At 70.9% G+C, this 17474-nt stretch carries 16 protein-coding genes and 3 pseudogenes; 5 read left to right on the top strand and 14 right to left on the bottom strand.

Features of this window, described 5'->3' with window-relative positions; translation table 11 throughout:
* Positions 1 to 6: 6 nt before the first annotated feature.
* A pseudogene (locus ACFULQ_RS16525) lies at positions 7 to 102 on the top strand (MerR family DNA-binding transcriptional regulator); the annotation flags it as partial.
* Positions 103 to 545: 443 nt separating this feature from the next.
* Here ACFULQ_RS16525 and ACFULQ_RS16520 read toward each other — a convergent pair.
* Together ACFULQ_RS16520 and ACFULQ_RS16515 are read right to left on the bottom strand one after the other, a co-directional pair.
* Positions 546 to 1028 (bottom strand): molybdopterin-dependent oxidoreductase, encoded by a 483-nt coding sequence (locus tag ACFULQ_RS16520; protein ID WP_383543941.1) that lies wholly within the window; start codon positions 1026 to 1028, stop codon positions 546 to 548.
* A 257-nt stretch (positions 1029 to 1285) separates the two neighbouring features.
* Positions 1286 to 1372: pseudogene (locus tag ACFULQ_RS16515) on the bottom strand (pyridoxamine 5'-phosphate oxidase); the annotation flags it as partial.
* 274 nt (positions 1373 to 1646) lie between these two features.
* Here ACFULQ_RS16515 and ACFULQ_RS16510 point away from each other — a divergent pair.
* Complete coding sequence (locus ACFULQ_RS16510; RefSeq protein WP_383544052.1) at positions 1647 to 4568, top strand: helix-turn-helix transcriptional regulator; 2922 nt, start codon at positions 1647 to 1649, stop codon at positions 4566 to 4568.
* A 49-nt stretch (positions 4569 to 4617) separates the two neighbouring features.
* Here the strand turns inward: ACFULQ_RS16510 and ACFULQ_RS16505 are convergent, their stop codons facing one another.
* From ACFULQ_RS16505 to ACFULQ_RS16490, 4 genes are all read right to left on the bottom strand, one after another.
* Complete coding sequence (locus ACFULQ_RS16505) at positions 4618 to 5475, bottom strand: hypothetical protein (protein WP_383543938.1); 858 nt, start codon at positions 5473 to 5475, stop codon at positions 4618 to 4620.
* A gap of 77 nt (positions 5476 to 5552) precedes the next feature.
* On the bottom strand, positions 5553 to 6410 hold the full coding sequence (locus tag ACFULQ_RS16500; RefSeq protein WP_383543935.1) for a hypothetical protein: 858 nt from the start codon (positions 6408 to 6410) through the stop codon (positions 5553 to 5555).
* Entirely contained in the window at positions 6407 to 6814 is a 408-nt protein-coding gene (locus ACFULQ_RS16495) for a hypothetical protein (protein ID WP_383543932.1), read from the bottom strand. The genes ACFULQ_RS16500 and ACFULQ_RS16495 overlap by 4 nt, the downstream gene beginning before the upstream one ends.
* Before the next feature lie 174 nt (positions 6815 to 6988).
* Entirely contained in the window at positions 6989 to 8101 is a 1113-nt protein-coding gene (locus ACFULQ_RS16490; RefSeq protein WP_383543930.1) for a peptidoglycan recognition family protein, read from the bottom strand.
* A 430-nt stretch (positions 8102 to 8531) separates the two neighbouring features.
* Here ACFULQ_RS16490 and ACFULQ_RS16485 point away from each other — a divergent pair, with 430 nt between their 5' ends.
* Positions 8532 to 9215, top strand: a complete 684-nt coding sequence (locus ACFULQ_RS16485) for an MOSC domain-containing protein (protein WP_383543927.1) — start codon at positions 8532 to 8534, stop codon at positions 9213 to 9215.
* Positions 9190 to 10152, top strand: a pseudogene (locus ACFULQ_RS16480) (BREX system ATP-binding domain-containing protein). The gene ACFULQ_RS16485 and the pseudogene ACFULQ_RS16480 overlap by 26 nt, the downstream one beginning before the upstream one ends.
* Here the strand turns inward: ACFULQ_RS16480 and ACFULQ_RS16475 are convergent.
* The 8 genes from ACFULQ_RS16475 to ACFULQ_RS16440 form a co-directional block, all read right to left on the bottom strand.
* Entirely contained in the window at positions 10118 to 10525 is a 408-nt protein-coding gene (locus ACFULQ_RS16475; RefSeq protein ID WP_383543924.1) for a PIN domain nuclease, read from the bottom strand. The pseudogene ACFULQ_RS16480 and the gene ACFULQ_RS16475 sit on opposite strands and share 35 nt — an antisense overlap.
* Positions 10522 to 10755 (bottom strand): type II toxin-antitoxin system VapB family antitoxin, encoded by a 234-nt coding sequence (locus tag ACFULQ_RS16470; RefSeq protein WP_019067000.1) that lies wholly within the window; start codon positions 10753 to 10755, stop codon positions 10522 to 10524. Before ACFULQ_RS16470 ends, ACFULQ_RS16475 begins: the two co-directional genes overlap by 4 nt.
* 263 nt (positions 10756 to 11018) lie before the next feature.
* Complete coding sequence (locus ACFULQ_RS16465; RefSeq protein WP_383543921.1) at positions 11019 to 11438, bottom strand: hypothetical protein; 420 nt, start codon at positions 11436 to 11438, stop codon at positions 11019 to 11021.
* On the bottom strand, positions 11429 to 11950 hold the full coding sequence (locus ACFULQ_RS16460) for an HdeD family acid-resistance protein (protein WP_383543918.1): 522 nt from the start codon (positions 11948 to 11950) through the stop codon (positions 11429 to 11431). The genes ACFULQ_RS16465 and ACFULQ_RS16460 overlap by 10 nt, the downstream gene beginning before the upstream one ends.
* A 133-nt stretch (positions 11951 to 12083) precedes the next feature.
* Positions 12084 to 13415 carry a Dyp-type peroxidase gene (locus ACFULQ_RS16455; RefSeq protein ID WP_383543916.1) on the bottom strand — a complete coding sequence of 444 codons (1332 nt, stop codon included), beginning with the start codon at positions 13413 to 13415 and terminating at the stop codon, positions 12084 to 12086.
* Positions 13402 to 13920, bottom strand: coding sequence for a hypothetical protein (locus ACFULQ_RS16450; protein WP_383543913.1), 519 nt, complete (start codon positions 13918 to 13920; stop codon positions 13402 to 13404). Before ACFULQ_RS16450 ends, ACFULQ_RS16455 begins: the two co-directional genes overlap by 14 nt.
* 73 nt (positions 13921 to 13993) lie before the next feature.
* Entirely contained in the window at positions 13994 to 14956 is a 963-nt protein-coding gene (locus ACFULQ_RS16445) for a catalase (RefSeq protein WP_383543911.1), read from the bottom strand.
* 330 nt (positions 14957 to 15286) lie between these two features.
* Positions 15287 to 16303: a helix-turn-helix domain-containing protein gene (locus ACFULQ_RS16440; RefSeq protein WP_383543909.1), complete on the bottom strand. Its 1017-nt coding sequence runs from the start codon at positions 16301 to 16303 to the stop codon at positions 15287 to 15289.
* Between the two features lie 196 nt (positions 16304 to 16499).
* On the opposite strand from ACFULQ_RS16440, the gene ACFULQ_RS16435 reads away from it, so the two are divergent.
* Positions 16500 to 17474 carry a helix-turn-helix domain-containing protein gene (locus ACFULQ_RS16435; RefSeq protein WP_383543906.1) on the top strand — a complete coding sequence of 325 codons (975 nt, stop codon included), beginning with the start codon at positions 16500 to 16502 and terminating at the stop codon, positions 17472 to 17474.

Below are 17474 nucleotides of genomic sequence, written 5' to 3'. Positions count from 1 at the left end.
GTGCCGATGTGCAGCATTGGGCAGGCGGCGCGCCTGTCGGGAGTGAGTCCGGAGACCGTTCGGCGGTGGGCGGACGGCGGTCGGCTGCCGATGGGCCGGGACGCGGCGGAGCGGGCGAACACGTCGTCGCGGTGCGGGGTGAGCGCCGCCAGTTCCGCCGGGGCGGACTGGACGAGGCCCGGTGCCTGGGCCGCTTCGTCCGGGAACGCCGTGGCGAAGGCGTCCACGGCCGCCTTGTCCGCCTCCAGGTGGAACTGGAGGCCCCAGGCCGATCCCCCGATCCGGAACGCTTGGACCGGGTAACGGTCGCAGGAGGCCGGCGCGGCGGCCTCGGCCGGTAGGTCCATGGTGTCGCCGTGCCAACACCCCGAGCACGGCACCTCGGCCGTCAACGCGGCCCGCAGCAAGGCCAGTTCGGCATTCCGGGAGGGGAACCGGCCGCCTCCAGGGCCGTAGCGATGGCGTACGGGCCCTCGTGCAGCATGTGTTCCAGAACCAGGACGTCGGCCGTCGGGTCGTGCTTCACCGTGCTCCTCGGGTCGCCGTCAGGTCCATGCCGCGTAGCCGCCGTCGACGCGGATCGTGTCGATGCCGCTGATGTATCGGGCTCCGCAGCGGTCCTGGGGCGGGACGAGTTGGGCTCCGGCGCGGTCGAGCGGGGTGTCGTCGAGGGTGGCGGCGAGCAGGACGGGGGCGCGGCCGAAGTCGGGGTCGATCTCCGCCCACGACAGAAGGGCGTGGTGACCGTCCGCGCCGTGGACGGCGATCAGGAAGCGGAGGCGGTCCTTTCGGCGGGTGGGGTCGAAGGCGGGGCAGGCGTCCAGGAGGACGTCGTGCAGAAGCGGGCCGGTGAAGGTGTGGCGCTGGACGCCACTGGTCGCGCACTCGAAGGTGACCTCGGCCCGGTGCTGGGGCCAGGCGAGCAGGTCGGACACCGTCAGCCGGGCCGGTCGGTCGAGATCGCCGGTGAGGACGAGTTCCGCCGCCGGGTCGGCGACCGTACGGGCAGCTGCGAGGGCCTGACTCACGGGCTACCACCTCCTGGATGACCGTACCCGAACCACCCTCATGCAGAAACGCACATGCCAGCCAGGTAGATCGCAATTACGGCTCATGCAATGGCACAGGCGACTATCACCTTGCATATGCGAAACCATCACCCAGGCATGCACACCTACCGGATCGGGGACGCGGCAGTGTTACTCGGCGTCAGCCCAGACACCGTGCGGCGTCGGGTCGACGGCGGGAAACTGACCGCCGAGCGCGACGAGCTGGGCCGTCATTCGTCCAGGGCGGCGACGAACCCGGCAGGGCCACCACGCGGGGAAACGTCGCAGTCGCCCTCGGCACCGGCGCTGGCGACCATCACCATGAATTGGCGCCACCTACGTGCGCAAGGTGCGGGCCGGCAGAGCGGGGGCGATGGCAGGCCCTCGAACGCCCCGGAAGCCACGGGGCACGCCGTGCGGTCAACGGCCGAAGCGGCCAACCGGAAAGCGACCTCTGAAGGGGAACGTCCCTCCCGGTTCACCGACGCAGCGGTTACAACGATCACCAAGGGAGAATGGTATGTGAGGGGAACGTAAAGACTGGGGGCAACTATGGTCGTGGAAGCGGTAGTTGGGGACGGCGGGAGCGGGACTCCGTTGCTGGGCCGCTCCGTCGAGCTGGCCCGGTTCGACGCGCTGCTCGACCATGCGGCGGACGGCGCGCGCGGCGCGACACGGGGCTGGGAGTTCCGTGACAGCGGCCGTTCCCGGCTCGTCGACATCACCGGTGATGCCGGCATCGGCAAGAGTCGGCTGCTCGGCGAGGTCTGCGCACGGGCGAGCCGACGCGGGATGACGGTACTGCGCGGCAGAGCCACCGAGTACGAGCGGCAGGTGCCGTTCCAGGTATTCACCGACGCGCTCGCCCACCTCGACCCGCACGCCCCGGTCGGCTTCCACGAGACCGGGACGGAGGCGGTGGCTCCGCTGCTTCGGCTGGGCGGCGCGGTCGACCGTTTCGGGCTGCACCGGTCCACGGCCGTCCTGCTCGCCCGGCTCGCCGCCTCGTCCGGGCTGCTGTTGGCCCTCGACGACCTGCACTGGGCGGACCCGGCGTCACTGGAGCTGCTGGACCATCTCGTACGCCATCCCGTGCACGCCCCCGTCGTCCTGGCCGTGACCCGTCGTGACCGCCAAGGTCCCGAGTCCCTCGCCGCCTCGCTCACCCGGGGCCGCGACACCGGCACGGTCGTCAGATTCGGCCTGAGACCTCTGAACGCACGTGACTGCGCCGAACTGGCCGGCCCCGGCCTGCCGCCCGCCGAGACCGCCGCGCTGTACGCCACGAGCGAGGGCAATCCGTTCTATTTCCTGACCCTCCTTCAGGCCCACCGCGGGAGCGCGACGCCCGAGTCCTCGGCGCCGCCCGGGCTCGGCACCCTGCTGCTGGACGAACTGACCGCACTCACCCCCTCCCGGCGCGGCATCGTCGAGGCTGTGGCGGTACTGGGCGACCATGCCAACCCGGCGATGGTGAGCCGGGTGACCGGCCACTCCGGCACCGCGTTCACTGCCGATGTCCACGCCCTCACCCGACGCGACCTGCTGCGCTCGGGCCCGCAGGGCCTGCTGACCCTGCGGCATCCGGTCGTAAGGACCCTCGTCCACGAGAGCACGCCCTTCTTGAGGCGCGTCGAGATCCACCGGCTCACCGCGCAGGAACTCGCCCGCGCCGGCGCCTCGGCCGCCGAGCGGGCCCACCACGTGGAACAGTCGCTGACCGGCTGGGACCCTGCAGCGGTGGCCGTGCTCGACGAGGCCGCCGCCCGAACCGCCCGTACGGCCCCGGCGAGCTCCGCCCACTGGCTCGATGTCGCGCTCCGTCATCTTCCGCACACTCCCGAACACACCCCCCTGCGCCGCGAGTTGGTCCTGAGGCGGGCCCGCGCGCTGGCCGCGTGCGGTGGTCTGCGCGAGAGCCGCGACCTGCTCCAGGAGCTGATCGCCACCCCGCGGCGGTCACCCGACGGCCCGGCCACCGGAGAGGACGAGGGCCTCAGAGTGCGCGCGGTCGTCCTGTGCGCGCTGGTGGAGCGTCATCTGGGGCGCTGCACTGAGGCAGTCGCCCTGCTGCGCCGGGAGCTGGCCCGCGGCCCCGCATCGGCACACGTCGTCCGTCTCGGCCTGGAGCTCGGCTCGGCCGCACCCCAGGACAGCGACACCTCGTACGCCCAGGTGCGCACGGAGGTCGAGGCGGCGCTCACGGCGGCCCGGTCCACGGGCGACGAGGTCGGGGAGGCCGGCGTCCTCGCCGTCGCCGCCCTGGGAGAGGCGTACGAGGGCAACATGACCGCCGCGCACCGGCTCGCCCGGCAGGCCGCCGCATTGGTCGACTCCCTGCCCGACAACGATCTCACCGCGCTGTGCGAACCCCTGGCCCGGCTCAGCTGGGCGGAGGCCTTCCTGGAGCATTACCCGGACGCGGAACGGCACGCGGAGCGCGGCCTGGACATCGCCCGCCGCAGCGGCCAGCTCTACGTCTTACCCCATCTGCTGCTGTGCCTGTCCCATGTCCGGGTCCAGACCTGCCGGATCTCCTCGGCGCTGGAACTCGCCGACCAGGCCGAGGACATCGCCCGCGGGATCGGCAGCGACCAGTTGCTCGCGTTCGTACTGGCGAGCAAGGCCGCGGCGCTCGTCGCCGGCTGCCCGCCGGGTGATCCGCGCCCCCTCGCCGTCGCCGAGGAGGCGGTGGCCGCGGCCGGCAGCGGGGTCGACTGGTGGGCGTCCACGGCCTGGTGCATCTTCGGCTGGGCCGCGCTCATGGCCGGCGACCCGGTCCGCGCGCGGGACGCGATGCTCCAGGCGGGCGGCCCCGAACTGCAGCGGATCCAGCCGTCGCTGCGCCCGCTGTACCTGGAGATCCTGGTCACCTCCGCACTGGTGACGGGCAGGTCCGAGGAGGCCCGCGGCTGGGCGGAGCGGGCTCGGAAGGAGGCGGAACAGCTGGGCCTGCCGATGCAGCGGGCGTCCGCGCTGCGCAGCAGCGCCCATCTGCCGCTGGCCCAGGGGGACACGGCAGCGGCGGCGGACCTGTTCGCGGAGGCGGCGGCGGAGAGCGTCCGCTGCGGCGCGGTCTTCTGGGAGGCCTACTCCCTGCTGCTCGGCGCCCCGCTGGAAGCGGTGGCGGGCCGCGGCCGGGGCGGCACGCGCGCGTGGCTCAGGGGGCGCCGGCTCGCCGAGGCGGGCGGCAGCGGCCTGCTGGTCGGCCTCGCCGACGCCACGCCTCCGCCCGGCGGCGGCGCGGAGGCCCCGTACGACTCCCCGGACCGCGCCGAACTCACCCGGCGGCTGGCCGGCCTGACCGCCCGGGAGCTGGAGATAGCCGAGTTGGTGGCGCAGGGGCTCACCAGCCAGGCCATCGCGGACCGGCTCTACGTCAGCCGGCGCACCGTCGAGACCCATGTCTCCCGCGCCTTCCGCAAGACCGGGGTCTCCTCGCGCACCGCCCTGGCCACGCTGATGGCCCGGCGCCGCGCCGGGGGCCGTTTCGGGGACACCCGCGCGGAACAGGACTGAACCCGGTCCTGCTGCCCTGGGCGGGCATCCCCCTGCCAGCCGTGGACGCCTACTTGACGTCGATGAAGTCACCGGCCGACGTCGCGGCGCCGGTCGTGGCGGTGCCGGCGAAGACGAAGCGGTAGTCGCCGTCGGAGCCGGCCTTGGTGGTGGTGCTCAGGGCGCCGGTACGGCTGGTCTTGACCGTCTTGAGAGTGCTCCAGGTGCTGCTGCCCTTCTTGCGGAACTGCAACTTCACCGGCTGGGTCGCGTATCCCGTGGTCCTGCCCGTGGACCAGTCGGCGCGGGTCAGCTTGCCGGTGACCGTGATCGTCTTGCCCTTCTTCACCGGCTCCGGGGAGGCGTTCACGGTCAGCTTGGCGGCCCGCTTGATGCTGCCCCGGGTGACGTCGTCGTCGATGCTGATGTTCAAGTAGAGGTCGTAGGCGCCCAGGAAGAGTTTCCAGGGCCCCGCGGTGCCGTTGCCGTCCTTGAAGTCGACCGCGGGGTCGATGGTGAAGACCGTCTTGCAGGCGTAGCTGTAGCCGCCCTCGACCGTGGTCTCCGTGCAGACGGGGTCGGCGTCCGTCCCCAGGGCGCCGGTGATGGTGTCCGTGCTCGAACTGTCGGTGCCCTGCCACAGGAACGCCTGGGTGAGGGCCAGCCCTTCCTCGTCGAAGGCGGTGAACGTGACGGGAACGGCCTTCTTGCCCGTCACGCCGAGAACGACGTCCTTGCCCTTGTTGACGACCCCGTCCGTGAATTTGGTGTCGCCGATCGCGTCCTGCGGCCGGACGTTGTGGGAGGCGAGGGATCTGAGAGCCGTCGCCGCATCGTGGTGCTCCGCTCCCTGGGCGGCGCCCGGAAGTACGAGCGCCGAGAGTACGAGGGCGCCGGAAAGGGCAGTGGCTGCGGTGCGCATACGCATGTGATTCCCCGAGGATGAGTGCGAAGAGGTACGAAGAGGTCAGGAGGTCGGTGTCCGCCCGGATCCCTGGAAGCGGCTCAGGACGCGGGAGAGCGGAAGACGTCGTCGATGTCGATGCTGTAGTCGGGCGTCGGGTAGAGGTCGGTCGGGTACAGGTCCGTCGAGAACGGATCCGTCGGCTCGGAGCCCGGTACGGGTACGTCGGCCGGGTCGGCGGTGGGCTTGCCGTCCGGGCTGCACACCTGCGGTGCCGAGGGCTCGGACAGTTCGTAGTCGGCGACCCGCTTCGACCGGAAGTCCACCTCGGTGCGACCCCAGCTGTCCTCGCCGCCGCTGACGTCGACCTCCTCGGGCAGCTCCTTGCTCGCCAGCGGCTTGCCCACGGTGATCGAGACGAGGGCGCCCACGCAGGGGCTGCGGTCCTCCGCGTAGAGAGACGCGGGCGAGGCGATGCTGCGGTCCGCCCGCGCGTCCACACGGAGTTCGACGTGTTTCACCCGGCGGATGTCGAAGTAGTAGCTGGGCCGCAACCCGTTCGAGAGACGTTTGCCGTCGACGCCGTCCGCGACGCCGTAGACCAGCTTCCAGAACTCGACCTGCACGGTGATCGGCCGGCAGAGCGGCCCGTTGTACCCCGGCAGGCTGACGATCGTCACGTCGTCGCCCTCGTAGCTCCCCTTGGGGATGTCGACGGCGAGCTGGACCCAGTCGGCGGAATCCTCGGTCGTCCACCCCCGGTTCTCATGGCACCCGGACGCCCCGGTCGGATACGGAGGAGTGACGGACGGGGTCGGCGAAGGGCTCGGCGACTCGGACACCTCCGTCGCGCTCTCGGACGGATCCCCGGAAAGGGCGGTGCCGTGGGCGCCGGAACACCCCCCGGTGAACAGGACGGCCACGGCGAAGGCAGCGACGGCGGGCGGGACGCGCCTCACTTGTCGAACCAGTTCCTGGCCTCTGCGGAGGCGGCGCCCCGCAGCACGAGGAAGGGAAGGAGGAGACCCGGGACGACGCCGGCACCGCCCCCCTTCAGCAGGCCCACCACGCTGCTCAGCAGGCTCAGCGACTCGATGACGATGATCGTGACGCGTATCCCGTTCGACCGCGTACGCGCGAAGACGCCGCACAGCAGCAGCACCCCCGCGACGAGCAGCGACACCACCGCCACGAACCGGAGCAGCCCGGCCCCCTCGTCCCGACCGTGGTCCACGGCGTCGTTGACCACGGCCAGCAACAGGAATCCCACCGCCAGATTCAGCACGGCCTGGATCCATACCCCCGCGAGCGCCAGCTTCACGTTCTTCGGCATCTGCGCTCTCACACCCGGTGTCGTTGTCATGAAGGCAACAAAACGGCACAAGTGTCAGGGGCACGTCGGTAGGAGTACGTATTCCATGTACGTATGTGCGAATCGCCGTCCGGCCGCCGCGCTCGCCGCCGCCATCGTCGGCCGACGCGCCCCTGGATGTGCCGGGCCCTCTCGCGTGCCGCGGCTGACCGTGCCGGCCCTGTGTCAGCTTCCGGAACGCGCTGCCGCGACGTCCACGCGCAGGGCGGGAAGGTCACCGTAGAACGTGGTGCCGGGGCACTCGGTGGCCAGCCAGTCGCGGTGGCCGCTGACCGTCTGGACGTTCCTCTTGACGCCGTTGACAGGGTTGACGAAGGTGACGGCGGCCTCGGGGTCCAGGGCGTGGTAGTCGGACAGCGCCGCGAGCAGCTTGGTCAGCGACGCGCGGGCTGCGGCGGTCGGGGCCTGGCTCTCGAAGGTGCCGAGTACGGCGATGCCGAGGTTGCCGGAGTTGAAGCCGGAGGTGTGGAAGGCGGTCACCATCTTCCCGTCGGCGTTGTGGGCCGGGATGCCGTCCGTGCCCGTGTAACGACCCTCGTACACGAGGCCGGCCTCGTCGATGAGGAAGTGGTAGCCGATGTCACCCCAGTCGTTGGTGATCGCGTGCAGGTAGTAGTACGCGCGAATGGTCGCCGCCGGGTCCAAGTCGCCGTTGGCACCCACTGTGTGATGCACCGTCAGCGTCTGGGCCGGGTAGTAGGTCTGCGGGGAGTTCTCGGTGCCGTCCGCCTTGAAGCGGAGGGATTCGTCGGCGCCCCAGCCGGCCCGGGTGATGAACTCGACGCCCCGGAACGACGCGGTCTCGGTGGCCACGGCGACCTTCATGGCCGGACCGTTGACGGTGTCGATGGCGGTGGAACGTACGCCGGTCGCACCGTCCGGCATCTTGAGCTCGTAGCCGGCGGCCCCGCCGGCCGGCACCAGCACGCTCACGTTCTTCGCGGGGTTCCCGGCTTCCCCGTCCGCCCCGGCGGCACAGACCGGCTTCAGTGTCTGCCACGCGCCCGCCCTGCCGTCCTGGTCGAGCAGCCTGATCGCGGCACCACGCCGGGCACCGGTCCAGGTGACCCCGACGTATTCGACGGGGAATCCCGGCTCCGCGGACCCGGCCGCCGCGCCCGAGAACGTCTTCGCCCGGGTACGGGGCACACGTTCCTGCCGCGTCGCGGCCTCGGTCGGGGCCGTGGCCGTGGTCGTGACGGCTGAGGCCACCACCGGTACTGCGACTGCCGCGCCGGCTGCGAGACCGGCCGCTCCGAGGACGGTGCGACGGGTCATGGCACGCTTCTGGTGACGCAAGGAGTGATCCCTTCGGGTCGTGCACGGCGTGGCGAACGATGCCCTGACGCCCCGTCACCTCGCATGCCTGCGGGACAGGAGGCAGGTGGCAGGAGGCAGGAGGCAGCAGCTGCCACTCCCTTCTCGTCCATAACATGCGTTTGGCGCCGGGCCGGTTGCTATGAGCCGCACCACACCCGCCATCGGATCGACCTCCAACTCCATTGCTTGACAGGCCATTTGGGGACGCCCGTCAGCGGTGAAACCTCGGCCGGTTCACGAGTACCACGGCGGCGTTCGGCAGCACGGACCCCTGTCGAACGTACGAAAGGACTGCTATCCACTCCTTGAACATGACGAAGTCCTCGGCTCCGGGGACCGCGTGTTCGGGCCCCGTCACGACGGGGCCGCCGGGTGAAGGGGGCGGGGGATGCGGGTCGACCAACTGTGGCGGTATCCGGTGAAGTCGGTGGGTGGTGAGCGGCTGACCGCCGCCACGGTCGGTGTGCTCGGAATCGAGGGCGACCGCGGCATCGCCATCCATGACGAGGGGGACGAGGTCACCTGGGCCGGTGCGGTTCCGGCACTGATGCGATTGCGTGCGGTCACCCTCGGACCGGGCGTGGCCGAGCTGGTCCTGCCGGACGGCCGGCGCTTCCGCTCCGACGCGCCCGACGCCGCGAGTCGGCTCAGTGCGGCGATACAGGCCAAGGTCACGTTGGCCGAGCACCAGCCCGACCAGCCCGACACCGCGCTCCACATACTGACTGCGACGACCCTGCACAGCCTCGCCTCGGCGCTGCCGGACAGCGCGGTGGACGTCAGCCGGTTCCGCCCCAACCTGGTGCTCGACAACGTGCCCGGCGACCACCCGACCGCACACCCCGAGCACGGTTGGATCGGCCGCCGGATGGTCATCGGCACGCTGCGGCTGCGGTTCACCAAGGGGTGCGACCGCTGCGTGGTGATCACCAAGGAGACTCCGACCGTCCCCCACGACCGCGCCGTGCTGCGCTGGGTCGCCCGCGAGCTCGGCAACACTCTCGGCGTGTACGCGGCGGTCGAGGAACCGGGCGAGGTCAGAATCGGTGACACGGCCCGCTGGCTCGACTGAACAAGGTCAAGGCCACGTAAAACCGTGTCCTGGAGGTGAGGAACGCCGGTCGGAGGCGGTTCTCCCGTCTCACACTCCCGGCCGCCGAACCGGCACCGGCGGCGCCGTCGGGGCCGGACCCGGCGGAGTGAGCGTTCGAACTGCCCGAGGAGAGCGCGTGAGCGCCCCGTCCGTCAGCGCGGCCCGCCGCCGCGAGGTCATCGACGCGCAGCGGCGCGGGACCGTGCCGCAGTCGGGACTCGATCTGTTCGCGGTAGGCCTGGAGCGCTTCGCGACCGCGGGACGAGCGGATCTCCACGATCGCAGCGGGCGGCGCGTCGTTCCACGCGATCCGCGGAGACTACGGATCCGGCAAGACCTTCTTCACACGCCGCCTCACCGAACGGGCCAAGCGGTCCGGGCCGGCCACCGCCGAGATCCAGATCTCCGAGACGGAGACCCCGCTGCACAAGCTCACCGAGCGGCTGACCACCGCGACCGAACCGGCCAGTGCGCTGCGCTCGGTGATCAACGGATGGTTCTACACCCTTGGGGAGGAGGTGGACGAGGCACATCCCGAACTCGCCGAGAATTACCAGGCGTTGGAGACGGCGGTCGAGAAACTGCTGGAGAACGCCTCCGCCCGGTCGCCCAGACCACACCTGCCTTCTCAGCGGCTTTGCGCGGTTACCGCCAGGCGACACTGGCCGGGGATGCGGCGACCGCAGAGGCCGTGATCGCCTGGCTCAGCGGTCAGAAGTCGGTGGCCGCCTCCGCACGCCGAACCGCAGAAGTACGCGGAGACCTGGACCACTTCGCGGCGCTCGGCTTCCTCCAGGGGCTGCTCACCATACTGCCCGCTCACCTGGCTGCAGGGATCCGGGAGCGGGCAGAGCTGACAGACGTGATCCTGCCTCAGGAGATCAGGCTCGTGCGTCTCGCTGCTGCACTTCCTTGAGGACTCCGGCCACCGTCACGAAGTCGTTGTCCACGTGGAGGACGGTGTGCCCATGGTGTACGGCTGTCGCACACACCAACAGATCGATCGCCCCAGCCGCCCGATGCCGGCCCTGCTGGGTCAGTTTGTACTGGGCGGTGTCGACCCAACGCCAGGCGTTCTTCGGTACGGCAGAGAGCAAGCAGAGCGCGTCCAGTTCCTCTGCGAGCTCATCCCGATGGGCAGGACTGGTTGCCGAGTAGAGAAATTCGGCACGTGTCGGCTCGCAGAGGTGGAACACCCCGGCGGCAATGTGTCCCTCCCAGGGCCGCAATGCGCCTGGGGTGCGGAACAGGTGCCACAGAGCCGAGGTGTCCACCAGATACGTGATCACTCGAAGGCCTCGCGTCGCGCACGCTTCTCCGCGTCATGCGCCGCCGCAGCCTGCTCGAACTCACCACGCGCACCCCGCGCGGCCAGCTTCTCCGCAGCCTCAAGCCGCTTGATCCGCGCCACGTAGTCCCGAAGGGCCGTGTTGACGGTCTCCTTCTTCGTCGTGACACCCATGAGCCGCATGGCCTCGGCCAGCGCCTCGTCGTCGAGATCAATCTGCGTGACGGACACCGGACACCTCCAACATCCACGATGTATGCAAACATCATACATCACCAACATCCGACGCAGCCATCGATCACGAACAGACCACTCCAGGGGCCGTTTCCTCTCAGGGCAGTTCCTTGACGCCTACCCGCCATTGCCAGACGCGCTCTTTACGAGACCACAGGCTCAGATGATCTCCACTTCGAACCCGGAGACCCGCGCAGACGGCTGGTCACAGGCCACCCTCTCCCAGACTCTTTCGCAATACCGGCGGCCTCAGGACGGCCTCAAACCATGGCGCCGTCGCAGCAAAGCCGACCATGACCGAGCTCGCCAGGGTGCGTTGGCGTGCAGCTATGCAGGTCAGGGCAGCAACAGCCGTCGGAGGCCACATCGGCTCGCGAAGTCGCGAGCAGCGAAGCCAGTCCGTTCAGGCTAAGTTGACGATCCGCCACCCAAAATAAGCGTTTCCGCAGTTCAAAAGCCTGTTGACGGCCGTTCTGCTCTTGTCCGGCATCGTCGCCGTCTCGGTCACCACCGACTCCGGTTCCTGCACCCAGCTTCGTCCGGTAGAGGGGAACCTCGACCTCGGCGCGTTCAAACGCGTTGCCCGTGAACGCCTCTCTCCAAGTACCGGCGCCCAATCCCCGCGGGGTGTAACCGCTGGCGCCGCCGGTCACGACGACGGTCCTTCCGTTCACGTCCACTGCGGGCTTCTTTCGTCCTGGTTCCGGTCGCGCTGTGTACGGGGTGCGGTGTGCGCGGCCGTCACCAGGGCGGAGACGCCGTAGACGATCGCGTAGAAGCCGAAGAGCGTGGCGAGAGTGAGAACGCCGACGTCAGGGCGGACCGCGAGGACGACACCGAAGGCCAGGGTGGCCAGGCCGCTCAGGATCCACATCGCACGGTTGCCCGCGGGCGCGCCGCGCCGGAAGCCGAGCCCGACCTCGAACAGACCGGCGACGACCGCCCAGATCGCGATCCACACGGCGAGCACCAGGGCGGTGATGCCGGGCCACGCGAGCGCGGTCACTCCGGCGGCGAGCGAGACGAATGCGAGCAGGAGGTGGCCGACGACGGGGCCGGCGCGGTCACCGCGGAACGCGACGGCGGCATCGTTCCCGGCGCTCATGAAGCAGTTCACGGCGAACAGGACCACCAGGGCGCCGACAGTGATGCCCGGCCAGACGACCGCGATCAGGCCGAGGACGACGGCCACGACGCCTCTCCAGGCATAGGGGGAGGACCACACGTTTCTTCTCCTCGTGCATTCATGAGTGGGGTCATGGGTGGGGTCATGGGTGGGGTCATGGGTGGATTCATGACCGGACTCGCGGATCGGTCGACGGATCTCACCAACGGCCGTCGGCCAGGTACTGCAGGCCGTTGACCCCGGGCAGGAAGACGTGTTCGCCGCCCTTGGTCACGACGAACGCGGGCAGGCCGCGCAGGCGGCGCCGCACCGGCTTCGCCGCGTAGCTGAAGTCGGCGTCGGTGACGTGGTTGCCCGCGAGGGGGTCCTGGTCGGCGCCGGCCGAGATGAAGTCGCCGTCGTTGACCCACTGGGACTGGACGAACTCGAACTGCCGGGCCGGGTCCGCGTTGGCGAAGGCCAGGACCACACCGCGGTCCACGCCGTCGTCCTCCAGGACGCCCTCGGGGAGCATCGGCCCGTAGGCGGCCCCCCGGCGCAGGAGCTGGTGGAGGCGGACGTCGACGATGGTGTCCTTGAGCGCGTCCCGCGGGTTGACCCGGCGGATGTGGGAGGCGATCGGGGTCCGCAGACCGCGCGGGTCGTCGTCGTAGTAGGCGAACTCGTTGAGCCGCTCGGGCTCCACGGTCACGTCCTTCTCCGGCGACAGAGCCAGGGGGCAGCCGCTGCGCCAGCGGCCGGCCATCTTGGCGGCGAGCAGTTCGGCGCCGTACTCGTCCTCGGACCGCGCCGTCAGGAAGCGGCGGAACTCCGCGACCTTCTGGTGGAGTTTGCGGATGGACAGATACGTGCCGTTGCGCCACAGCGCCTCGGGGCCCGGGCCGGTCGCGGTCCGGCCCAGTTCGTTGACGTAGCCGAGGACGAACTCCCCCGGTTTCGCGAGGCTCTGGCCGCGCCTCGGGGTGCCGCCCTGGCCCTCGATGTACGGGCGGCTGATGCCGTCGGCGTAACCGAAGTGCTCGCGCAGGTTGTCCGGGGTGCGGATGTCGAGACGGCTCACCCGGCGCACGGAGGGCAGGTCCTCCTGGGCGCCGTGGCCGATCGCCAGCTTTTCGGCGAACGCGGTCTCGTCCGGGGCCATCAGCAGTACCCCTATGTCGAAGGAGCCGTGCTCGGGCAGGTCCCAGTGCGCCGGGTCGCTCTCGCCGATGTCGCCCAGGAACTCCTTGCGGGTGCGCATCGGCTCGCGCAGCTCGCGGGGGAAGCCGTCGAGGATCTCGCGCGGCAGCCCGATGCGGGCCAGCCCCGGGTGGGTGAGGACGACGTTGAGCCAGGCGTCCCCGTCCGGGTGCTCCCAGCCGGCTGCTGTGGTCACGTGGGGCAGCAGCCGGTGCAGCATGGCTCGGCCCTCGGCGGCGTCGCCGACCTCGTACAGCAGGTAGGAGCCGAAGTAGGGCAGCGGCCGTTCGCGGAGGATGGTGCCCTGGATCCGGTCCAGATCCAGGGCAGTGACGGCGTCAGTTGGCCGCATCGAGAACCTCGGAGAGGGCGTCGTTGAGACGCTTCATGCGCTTCACGTCGTGGACGCTGCTGTCCGAGGTGGCGTGGAAGTACAGGTCCGCCGAGTAGGAGCGGGAGATCACCAGCTCCGGGGTGCCCGGGTCGTCGTAACCGTTGTAGCCCTCGACGATCTCGCCGAAGATCTCGTCCAGCCAGGGCTGGGCGCGACCGATGTCGGCGAGGTAGGGCTTGAAGTCGCCGTCGTAGACGAGCGTGATGAGCATCCGGGTGTCGTTGTCGAAGAGCAGGATGCGGAAGTTGTCGACCGTGCCGACCTTGGTCTCCCAGTAGCCGGCCTGGGCCTGGATGCTCGCCACCCGCTCGCGGAAGATCTTGCCACCGTTCGGGGTCAGCGGCGTGATGATGGTGAGCTCGCCCTTCTTTCCGATGCGGCGGCCCGGGCCGTCGGGCTGGTCGCTGATGGGCTGGGCGTGGGCGTAACGCTCGTCCGTGGTGGCGGTGGTGGTGTCGGTCATGGCGTGCTTCTCCTCCAAGGCTGTTCTCAGTCGTGACAGGTGGGTGGTCCGGGTCACTTTTTTCATGGGCGTGTCACTCGTAGTGCCTGGCGAACGGGCAGGCGCGCCAGCCGCCGGTCCGGTAGGCCGCGGAGACCTCGTAGACCCCGCGGCGGGCCTGGAGGATCGGGTCGTCGTTGAGCTCGATGCCGTCGGTGACCTTGGTCGGGTCGTGGTTCATCACGGGGTCGCCGAGCTCTTCGGGCGTCGTGGGTGCGCTGATCTGGAGGGTGCCGACGGTGACCCGCTCCCGGTCCTCGGGCCACAGGGCCGTCGGGTCGTCAAGAGGGTCGCCGTCCTGGCCGATCTCCAGGACCAGATCGAAGCCGACGGGGCCCCCGCGCAGCCGCTCGTCGAACTCGTCCAGGAGGACCTCGCGGGACATCGCCGCCAGCTCCTCGACGGGCCGGCCCTCCACCCCGGCCCGCGGGATCCAGTGGCAGCGGACGTTGGTGAGGACGTCGTCCTCGTCGAGGTAGCGGAAGACGTGCACGGCGTGGAACTCGCTGTGCGCGAAGCTGGTCGGGGCCAGCGAGGCGGCGCGCATCCGGAGGACATCCGCGACCTCGGGGTGCTGCGTCAGGAAGGGCAGCAGGGCCGCCTTGTCCAGCGGGCCGCCGGGCTCCGGGGGCGCGGCCAGCGCGATGGCTTCGAGGAGGTCTTCCGGGCGGCGGGCCGGGAAGAGGAGCTGGCTGAGCATCACCAGGTTGGTGGTGCGCCCGTTGGGCAGGTAGAAGCGGGTGGCCATACCGACGGTGGCGCCGAACGGCGCCTCCGGGCGGCCGCCACCCTTGGAGAAGCGCACCGAGGCGGGGATCAGGTCACCCTGGAGGTGGGCGGCGCGGGTGTACTTGCGGGCGGCCGGCAGGGCGCGGAAGGCGCCGCGGTAGATCCGGCCGTCGGCGTGCAGGGCACGGTATCCGGGATGGAAGCCGAAGACTTCGTGGGCTCCGTCGACCAGGGCTTCCGCGTGGTCGTACTGGCTGAGTTGCGCCATGGGCACCTTCCGATGTCGCTGGGAACGCCCTCATCGTGGGCCGCGACGACCGCCGCCCGGATGCGTCAAATGACGATGAGCTGCGACGCCTCCGCCGCGGCCCGGGCATCGTCGGATGACCGAGGCGGACGGGGTGCGGATCGCGGAGGATGGGGTGCGCCGGAGAGCGTCTCGCGCGACGGGCCGGGGCGGATACGCGTCAGGGCAGGTGCGGCCGGTCCGGCGCTCGCGCGGCGAGCGGTGGGACGGCAACGCGTCAGAGCACGTACCGCAAGTCCGGCACTCGCACAGCGAACGGAGGCCGACGCCCCTTCGGCCGGACGGCCCCCTTCACCCCGCGTGCGGCCGGTCCCGGTAATCGCGTGGGGTCATGCCGTACGCCTCCTTGAAGGACCGGCCGAACCGGGAGGCGTCGGTGAAGCCCCAGCGGTGGGCCACCGCGGCGATGGTGTCGCGACGGGCCCCGGGCGCGGCCAGCTCCCGGCGGGCCCCTTCGAGGCGCTGTCGGCGGATCCACTCGCCGGGGCTGACGCCCTCGCGGGCGAGTACGGCGTAGAGGTGGCGCAGGGAGATGTGGTGGGCCTTCGCCACCGCGCCCGGGGTGAGGTCACGCTCGGTCAGATGGCGGCGCAAGTACTCCAGGATGCGCGGGCCGAGGGTCTCCTCCCGGGCCGCGCGGGCCGCCACCTCCAGGTCACAGGCGTCGGCGATCACGGCCCGGACCATCTCCAGGGTGGTCGCGGCCAGGTGCTCCGCCGCCGGGCCGGTGTGCAGGTCGGGGACGGCCGCCAGCCGGGAGAGGTAGGAGGCGCCGAGTGCCGCGACCGAGTCGCCCTCGCCGAGCACGCGCGCGGTGACGTCGCCGAGCACGGCATCCGGCAGGCCCAGTTCGGCCACCGGTATCCGGAAGAAGTGCGTGTCCACCCCGCTGTCGAAGAGCAGGGTGTACGGGCGCCGGGTGTCGTAGAAGCCGAGGGTGCCGGGCCGGATGGTGGCAGCCCTGCCGTCCTGGACGACGTTGCTGGTGCCGACGTGCTGGAGGCTGAGAAAGAGGCAGGGTTCCCAGTCTGCCGCGGCCAGCCGCAGGGACCGTTCGACGGTCGCCGGACTGGCCCGGACGGTGCTGAGCTGGACGCGTCCGATGCCGGTGATCGACACCTCGCAGTGCACGTCCTCGGGCCGTTCGGGCAGCGCGATGTGCACCGGTACGACGCGGTCCCGGTGCACGTCCTCGGGCCGTTCGGGCAGCGCGATGTGCACCGGTACGACGCGGTCCCGGATCGTCTGCCGTATCGCCTCGGCCCGGTCGTCGACGGTGTACGTCGAGGTGCTCCACTGCGTCTTCATGCGTTCCGGGGAGCGTAACCGACCCAAATGGCGCGCAGGGAGGCCCGTGTCCGCACGCGGGGAGCCGGTGTGCACGGTACGCAGACGGCCGTGCACGCAGCGCCGGTTCCGCTGCCGTGCGGGGCGCCTATTCTCGGGACGGGCCGCGCCTGCCGTGGCCGGCGTCGACCGTTCGAGCAGCCCAGAGGAACCGATCATGACGGCCGTGACCTTCGACGTGGGGGACCTGGCCCCGGTGGACCGGGCCGAGGCGCTCCGCGCCGCCGTCGGCCCCTCGGTCCTGTGGGTGGAGGTCGACCACCACGCGGTCGGCGCCATCGCGGCGCGGGGTCTGATCCGCCAGGTCGGAGGGCTCACCCAGTTCTCCGCCCGGACCACTCCCCTGACCATCCGGCGCACCGCGCGGCAGACCCGGGACGGCTCCGAGACGCGGCTCATCCTGGCCGTGCAGCGGTCGGGCACCGCCACGGTCGTACAGAACGGCCGTGAGGCCGTCGTCGGCCCCGGCGACATGGTCCTGGTGGACAGCGCGCGGCCCTTCACCGCGGTCAACGCGAACGGTACCCACCACCACTACTACTGCCTGCCGCGTGCCCGTCTCGCCCTGCCCGAACGGCTGCTCGGGCGGATCACAGCGACCCGGCTCGGGCCGGCCAACCCCGTGGCCGGCCTGGCGGCGGCCCATCTCTCGCGGCTGGCCGACTCGCGCGCGGTGCCGGAAAGTCCCGCCGCACAGCAGCTGGACCGGTCGACCGTCGAGCTGGTCCGGGCGGTGATCGCCACCCAGCTGGGTGCGGCGGACCTGGCCCGGGCTCCGATGGAGGACACGCTGGCGCTGCGGATCATGGAGCATGTACGGCGCCGGATCGACGATCCCGCGCTGAGCGCGGCGCGGATCGCCGGGGAGTTCGGCATCTCCGTCCGGCGCCTGTACGCCGTCCTCGCCCGCTCGGACATCGAACTGGGCGCGTGGATCCGCGCCCGCCGGCTGGAGGCGTGCCGCGCCGACCTGGCCGACCCGCACAAGCTCCGGCAGACGGTCGCCTCCGTGGCCCGCGGTCACGGCTTCACCGACGCCAGTCACTTCGGGCGGCTGTTCAAGGAGACCTACGGCATCCCGCCGGGCGAATGGCGCGCGCGGAGCCGCCCGGCCGACGGCACCCGGGCCTGA

Origin of the sequence: Streptomyces sp. NPDC057253, from assembly GCF_042669125.1 — a bacterium.
In the GTDB taxonomy this organism is placed as follows: Bacteria; Actinomycetota; Actinomycetes; order Streptomycetales; family Streptomycetaceae; genus Streptomyces.
This window is presented reverse-complemented; position numbering and strand designations above follow the sequence as displayed.